Here is a 5934-nt window from a genome sequence, read left to right as displayed (position 1 = left end):
GGCTTGGCGCGCCGGTCGGTCAGGCTTTCGGTGCGCACGCCGACCGTGATCACCGGAATGTTGGCGTCCTTGAGGATCGGCAGCGCCGCCTCGATCGCCTCGGTGCAGAGAAAGCCCACCACGATATCGACTTTGGCGTCGACGAATTCCTTTGCCGCCGCGGCGCCGCCATCGGCAGTGCAGGCATCGTCTGCGGTCTTGATCGCAACGCCGTTCGCCTCTGCCGCTAAGGCTGCGCCATCCTCAACTTGCTTGCCCAGGATCGCCGACGGACCGGAAAGCGGCGCCGCAACGCCGACCAGCGTCTCGGCCTCGGCGCTCGCGGCCAGCGACAGCCAGAACAGCACGGCTGATGTCGTCGTGAGAAGACGCATTCGGGCTAAGAGATCCTCCATGCCGGGAATACAGTCCCGACACTATTCCAGGAAATGCCTAAAGGCTGGCTAAGCGGCGCGCAACACGCGAATTTGCGGATTGCGGTCAAGCACTTCGCCCGTGATAGATAACTTGTGGCGTGCAATATGCCGCCATATATAACGGGCTTGTTCCGACAGGTGGATTATCGCGTGCTGAAGATCAACGACATCGGGCCGCAGCACTATCGCGATGCGATGGCGCATTTTGCCGGCCATGTGCATGTGGTGACCACGGACGGGCCCGGCGGCAAACGCGGCGCGACGGTGATCGCCGCCTGTTCGGTTTCGGACACGCCGCCGACGGTTCTGGTCTGCCTCAACCGTGAGAACGCCAAGAACGAAGCCTTCATCAAGAACGGCAGGTTCGCGCTCAACACGCTTGCCTCGGACCAGGAAGCCGTCTCGGTAGGCTTTTCCGGTGTCACCGGCTTGCCGGCGGAGGAGCGCTTTGCGCTGGCCGAGTGGGATGTGATCTCGACCGGCGCGCCGACGCTGAAGGGCGCCCTTGCCGTGTTCGATTGCGAGATCATCGACGCCAAGGATCTTGCCACCCACCGTGTGCTTTTTGGCAAGGTGACAGGCCTGCGCATCGGCGATAATTTGCGGCCGCTGATCTACTATAACCGCGACTATCACGTCCTTTGAAACGTGCAAGCGGTACTCACGGAGACAGGATGACCGCGCCGCGCCCCGCGCCGAAATCGATCGACGAAACGCTCGATCTTTTGACCGCCGCGGACTATGTCGCGGATCGCTCGCTGGCGACCGTGCTGTTTCTTTCACTGCGCATGAAGCGGCCCTTGTTCCTCGAAGGCGAGGCGGGCGTCGGCAAGACCGAGATCGCCAAGGTGCTGGCCGACGCGCTCGGCCGCCGGCTGATCCGGCTGCAATGCTATGAAGGGCTCGACGTCTCCTCGGCCGTCTATGAGTGGAATTATGCCGCGCAGATGATCGAGATCCGCATGGAGGAGGCGGCCGGCAAGGTCGTGCGCTCCGACATGGAGCGTAACGTATTCTCCGAAAAATACCTGATCCGCCGCCCGGTGCTCGACGCGCTGACCGGCAAGGCCGGCGCGGCGCCGGTGTTCCTGATCGACGAGCTCGACCGCACCGACGAAGCCTTCGAGGCGTTCCTTCTCGAGATCCTGTCGGACTTCCAGGTTACGGTTCCCGAGCTTGGCACGATCAAGGCGGAAGAGCCGCCGATCGTCATCATCACCACCAACCGCACGCGCGAAATCCACGACGCGCTGAAGCGGCGCTGCCTTTATCACTGGGTCGATTATCCGAACGCCGAGCGCGAGCTGGAGATCGTGCGCCGCAAGGTGCCGCAGGCGAACCGACGGCTGTCGGCGGAGGTCGTGTCCTTCGTCCAGAAGCTGCGCCAGGTCGAGCTGTTCAAGGCGCCCGGCGTTGCCGAAACCATCGACTGGGCGGGTGCGCTCACCGAGCTCGACAAGGTGGCGCTCGACCCGGAGACCGTGTCCGACACGATCGGCGTGCTTTTGAAATACCAGGACGATATTGCCCGCATCGGTGAGGGCGAGGGCCGGCGTATCCTCAATGAGGTGAAGGCCGAGCTTTCGGCGGCGGAGTAGGCGCGATGCCCGTTTCGCGTCCGGAACCCAAAGAGGCGCGCGCCGATGGGCGCATCGCCGACAACATCGTCTATTTCGCGCGCGCCTTGCGCAAGGCTGGCATGCGCGTCGGCCCAGCCTCGGTGAAGGACGCCATCGAGGCGGTGCTTGCCGCCGGCATCGGCTCGCGCGACGATTTCTACTGGACGCTGCATGCGGTGCTGGTCTCGCGGCACGAGGATCATCCGGTCTTCGACGAGGCTTTCCGCCTGTTTTGGAAATCGCGCGAGCTGATCGAGAAGCTGCTGGCGATGTTCTCGCCGGTCGCCCTGGACACAAGCGAAAAGCAAAAGCCGCGGGCGGCGGAGAACCGCGTCAGCCAGGCGATGTTCGAAGGCCACCAGAAGAGCCAGCCGGCCCGGGAAGTGCCGGAGATCGAGGTCGATGCGCGGCTCACCTTTTCCGGCAATGAGGTGCTGCGCGGCAAGGATTTCGCCCAGATGGACGCCCGCGAAATGGCCGAGGCGAAAAAGGCGATCATGGCCTTGCAACTTCCCTTCGACCTCGTCCGCACGCGGCGCTTCAGGGCCGACGCGCAGGGGCGCCGCATCGATCCGCGCGCCATGATGCGCTCGGCGGCGCGCACCGGCGGCGCGCTTATCCTGCCGAAATTCCGATCGGCGCGCGAAGTGCATCCGCCGCTGGTCGTGCTGGCCGACATTTCGGGCTCGATGAGCCAGTACACCCGCATCTTCCTGCATTTCCTGCATGCCCTGACGGAGAAGCGCCGGCGCGTGCACGCCTTCGTCTTCGGCACGCGGCTGACCAATTTGACCCGGCAGATGCGCCATCGCGATCCGGACGAAGCGCTTGCCGAATGCTCGGCGGCGGTGAAGGACTGGTCGGGCGGCACCCGCATCGGTGATACGCTCGCCGAATTCAACCGGCTGTGGTCGCGGCGCGTGCTGGGGCAGGGCGCCGTGGTGCTTCTCATCACCGACGGGCTGGAGCGCGACGACGTCACCGGCCTGTCGCAGGAGATGGAGCGGCTGCACAAATCCTGCCGGCGGCTGATCTGGCTCAATCCGCTGTTGCGCTTCGACGGGTTCGAAGCGCGTGCCCGCGGCGTCAAGGCGATGCTGCCGCATGTCGACGAGTTCCGCGCAGTGCATAATCTCGATGCGCTGACCGATCTTTGCACCTCGCTCGACCGGCGGCCGGCGGCTTCAGTCGATCCGCGCCGCTGGCTGCGAACTGGCGGGAGGCGGGCCGCATAGCCATATGCTCTGTCAGGGAATGTCCCGGCGGGAAAACAGACTTTGTGAGAAGCGACGATGGATGAGAGCGTTTATCTCGATGAGGCCCGCGATCCGCTGATCATCGCGGAGAGTTGGATGAAGGACGGCAAGGATGTCGCCATCGCGACCGTGGTCGAGACCTGGGGTTCGGCGCCGCGTCCGGTCGGCAGCCACCTGGTCATCGACGCCGAGGGGAATTTCCATGGCTCCGTCTCCGGCGGCTGTGTCGAGGGAGCCGTGGTGACCGAGGCGATCGACGTCATCGGCTCGGGCAAGGCCAGGATGCTGGAGTTCGGCGTCGCCGACGAAACGGCCTGGCAGGTGGGCCTTTCCTGCGGCGGCCGCATCAAGGTCTATGTCGAGCGGCTGGGCTGATCTTTCATGGATCCATATGTTCTCAAGACCCTCAACGAAGAACGCCGCGCCCGCCGCGCCGCGGTGCTTGTCACCGACCTTGGCGACGACCGCGACCGCATCGTGCGCGAGGGCGACCATGTCGCGGGCGATCTCGGGGCGGCAATCGCCAATGCGTTCCGCACCGGCAATTCGCGGTCGGTGGAGGCGGAAGGGCGGACCTTCTTCCTCAACGCGCATCTGCCGCGCCCGCGCCTCGTGGTGATTGGCGCGGTGCATATCAGCCAAGCGCTGGCGCCGATGGCCAGGATCGCCGGCTACCCGGTCGAGATCATCGACCCGCGCACCGCCTTCGCGACCCCGGAGCGCTTTCCCGACGTCGCGCTGCATGCCGAATGGCCGGAGGATGTGCTGAAGCGCGCGCCGCTCGACAGCTACACGGCGCTCGCCGCAGTCACCCATGATCCGAAGATCGACGATTTCGCGCTGAAGGCGGCGCTCGACGCCCGCTGCTTCTATGTGGGCGCGCTGGGCAGCCGCAAGACCCATGCCAAGCGCGTCGAGCGCCTGCTGGCGCTCGGTGCCGGCGCCGACCAGATCGCCCGTATCCACGCGCCGATCGGCCTCGACATCGGGGCGGCAAGTCCGGCCGAGATCGCCGTTGCGGTGCTCGCGCAGACCATCCACGCCTTCCGCTCGCGCGGTCTGGAAGCAAAAGGCGCCGTGGCGTGAAATTCGGGCCGGTTCCGATCGACGAGGCGGAAGGGGCGGTGCTGGCTCATGCGACGGCCGCGGGCGAAAAGCGGTTCCGCAAGGCGCACCGGCTGAGCCGCGAGGATGTCGCTGCACTGAAGGCAGCGGGTGTAGTCGAGGTCGTCGCGGCGGTGCTTGGCGAGGGCGATCTCGGTGAGGATGCCGCCGCCGCGAAGATCGCGGCCGCCATGAGCCACCGCAACATCGAGGTCAAGCCGGCCGCCACCGGGCGAGTGAACCTGCATGCAGGGGCCTCGGGCGTGTTTACCGTCAATGCCGGGATGATCGATGCCATCAACGCCGTCGATCCGGCCATCACCGTCGCGACGTTGGCGCAGCATGCGCCGGTCGAGAAGGGCCAGATGGTCGCGACGGTGAAGATCATCCCCTTTGCCGTCGCCGCAAACCTGGTGGACAGCGTGGTGAGGATTTGCGCCGGCCGCGAGATCTTTGCAGTCAACGCCTATCGTCCCATCACGGTCGGCGTCATCCAGACGGTGCTTCCGGGCGTCAAGCCGAGCGTGCTTGACAAGACGCTGCGCGTCACCGAGGCGCGGTTGGCGCGTTCCGGCGGCCGGCTGACGGCCGAGCGGCGCACGCCGCATGAGATTGCCCCGGTCGCCGCGGCCGCGACCCAGCTGGCGCGCGACAATGACATGGTGGTGATCTTCGGCGCCTCGGCGATGAGCGATTTCGCCGATGTCGTGCCGGCCGCGATCGAACGTGCCGGCGGCACCGTCATCCGCGCGGGCATGCCGGTCGATCCCGGCAATCTGCTGGTGCTCGGAACACTCGACGGCAAGCGCGTCGTCGGCGCGCCCGGATGCGCGCGCAGCCCGAAGGAGAACGGCTTCGACTGGGTGCTCGATCGCCTGATTGCCGGGCTCGATGTGACGGCGAGCGATATTGCCGGCATGGGTGTCGGCGGGCTTCTGATGGAAATTCCGACCAGGCCGCAGCCGCGCGAGCCGACGCCGCACCCCGCCAGGTCGGCGCTGAAGGTCGATATCGTGATTCTGGCGGCTGGACGTTCGAGCCGCATGGGCGGGCCGAACAAGCTTCTGGCGCTGTTCGACGGCGAGCCGCTGGTGCGCCGCACCGCTTCCCGCGCGCTGGGCTCAAAGGCCGCCAGCACCATCGTCGTCACCGGCCATCAGCGCGAACGCGTGCGTTCAGCGCTTGGAGGCCTTGAGGTGAAACTCGCCGACAATCCCGATTTCGCCGATGGCCTGGCCTCGTCCTTGAAGGCGGGCATTGCGAAGGTCGCGCCCGACGCGGCCGGCGCGATGATCGTTCTTGGCGACATGCCCGGCGTTTCGTCGAAGGACCTCGACAGCCTGGTCGATGCGTTCCGCCGCTCCGGCGGCCACGCGGTCGTGCGCGCCTCGCACCAGGGCAAGCGCGGCAATCCGGTGCTTTTGCCGCGATCGCTTTTCGCGGCGGTTGCGCAGCTCGAGGGCGATACCGGCGCGCGGCATCTGGTCGAAGCCGAGGGTCTCGACGTCATCGATGTCGAGATCGGGCAGGGTGCATCGA

At 66.1% G+C, this 5934-nt stretch carries 7 protein-coding genes; 6 read left to right on the top strand and 1 reads right to left on the bottom strand.

Annotated features, from left to right (window positions below):
- On the bottom strand, positions 1-374 hold a 374-nt coding region (locus tag EOA28_RS22185; RefSeq protein WP_148670801.1), incomplete at its 3' end, for an ABC transporter substrate-binding protein.
- Positions 375-566: 192 nt separating this feature from the next.
- Here EOA28_RS22185 and EOA28_RS22180 point away from each other — a divergent pair.
- The 6 genes from EOA28_RS22180 to EOA28_RS22155 all read left to right on the top strand — a co-directional run.
- Positions 567-1061: a flavin reductase gene (locus EOA28_RS22180; RefSeq protein ID WP_127253500.1), complete on the top strand. Its 495-nt coding sequence runs from the start codon at positions 567-569 to the stop codon at positions 1059-1061.
- A gap of 29 nt (positions 1062-1090) precedes the next feature.
- Positions 1091-2014 (top strand): MoxR family ATPase, encoded by a 924-nt coding sequence (locus EOA28_RS22175; RefSeq protein ID WP_126060608.1) that lies wholly within the window; start codon positions 1091-1093, stop codon positions 2012-2014.
- A 5-nt stretch (positions 2015-2019) separates the two neighbouring features.
- Complete coding sequence (locus tag EOA28_RS22170) at positions 2020-3270, top strand: VWA domain-containing protein (RefSeq protein WP_127253499.1); 1251 nt, start codon at positions 2020-2022, stop codon at positions 3268-3270.
- Between the two features lie 57 nt (positions 3271-3327).
- Positions 3328-3666: an XdhC family protein gene (locus tag EOA28_RS22165; protein ID WP_127253498.1), complete on the top strand. Its 339-nt coding sequence runs from the start codon at positions 3328-3330 to the stop codon at positions 3664-3666.
- A gap of 6 nt (positions 3667-3672) precedes the next feature.
- Positions 3673-4377, top strand: coding sequence for an XdhC family protein (locus EOA28_RS22160; protein ID WP_127253497.1), 705 nt, complete (start codon positions 3673-3675; stop codon positions 4375-4377).
- A partial coding sequence (locus tag EOA28_RS22155; protein ID WP_128315264.1) for a molybdopterin-binding/glycosyltransferase family 2 protein occupies positions 4374-5934 on the top strand: 1561 nt, incomplete at its 3' end. The genes EOA28_RS22160 and EOA28_RS22155, both read left to right, overlap by 4 nt.

Source organism: Mesorhizobium sp. M2A.F.Ca.ET.067.02.1.1 (genome assembly GCF_004023285.1).
In the GTDB taxonomy this organism is placed as follows: domain Bacteria; phylum Pseudomonadota; class Alphaproteobacteria; order Rhizobiales; family Rhizobiaceae; genus Mesorhizobium.
Note: the sequence above shows the minus strand (reverse complement) of the source record. Positions and strands in the feature narration are given on the sequence as shown.

Bases quoted from the DNA above. Each gene is read 5' to 3' on its own strand.
- EOA28_RS22170 (WP_127253499.1), top strand. From the start codon at position 2,020: ATGCCCGTTTCGCGTCCGGAACCCAAAGAGGCGCGCGCCGATGGGCGC.
- EOA28_RS22175 (WP_126060608.1), top strand. From the start codon at position 1,091: ATGACCGCGCCGCGCCCCGCGCCGAAATCGATCGACGAAACGCTCGAT.
- EOA28_RS22160 (WP_127253497.1), top strand. From the start codon at position 3,673: ATGGATCCATATGTTCTCAAGACCCTCAACGAAGAACGCCGCGCCCGC.
- EOA28_RS22165 (WP_127253498.1), top strand. From the start codon at position 3,328: ATGGATGAGAGCGTTTATCTCGATGAGGCCCGCGATCCGCTGATCATC.